Source organism: Mesorhizobium sp. M7A.F.Ca.CA.001.08.2.1, from assembly GCF_003998455.1.
GTDB lineage: Bacteria > Pseudomonadota > Alphaproteobacteria > Rhizobiales > Rhizobiaceae > Mesorhizobium > Mesorhizobium ciceri.
The window spans coordinates 1-396 of the sequence record NZ_RZPW01001499.1 but is presented as its reverse complement, the minus strand read 5'-3'; the positions used below and the strand labels follow the sequence as shown (position 1 = coordinate 396).

Annotated in this window: 2 protein-coding genes; both read left to right on the top strand. The window is 52.5% G+C overall.

Features of this window, described 5'->3' with window-relative positions; translation table 11 throughout:
- The first annotated feature begins 2 nt into the window (after positions 1–2).
- Positions 3–146 carry a response regulator gene (locus EN914_RS39940; protein ID WP_348631993.1) on the top strand — a complete coding sequence of 48 codons (144 nt, stop codon included), beginning with the start codon at positions 3–5 and terminating at the stop codon, positions 144–146.
- A 51-nt stretch (positions 147–197) separates the two neighbouring features.
- On the top strand, positions 198–396 hold a 199-nt coding region (locus tag EN914_RS38185), incomplete at its 3' end, for a response regulator (RefSeq protein ID WP_127389809.1).

The following is a 396-nucleotide window of genomic DNA, read 5'->3' as shown; positions in this document are numbered from 1 at the left end:
CTATTCCTATCGTATTTATGACGGCACATGAAAACGAGGCCATACGTTCACGCGCACTCGCGGATGGTGCTGTAGATTGCCTCTCCAAGCCTTTTTCACAGACTGCCTTACTCGATGCTCTCAACATGGCGCTGCAAGCGACCTGACGAGCTTACTTGGAACGTAAATGCGGCTCACCCAGCGATAGAGGCCCAATCATGTCGCATGCCCAACCAATTGTATTTATTGTCGACGATGATGTCTCCGTGCGTGAATCGCTCGAGGCTCTTATCAATCTGACCGGCCTCCGGGTCGAAACGTTCGCGTCTGCGGAAGAATTTCTTATGCGGCCGCGTGTATCCGTGCCGAATTGCTTGCTCCTAGACGTCAGCTTGCCTGACTTGAATGGTCTCGATC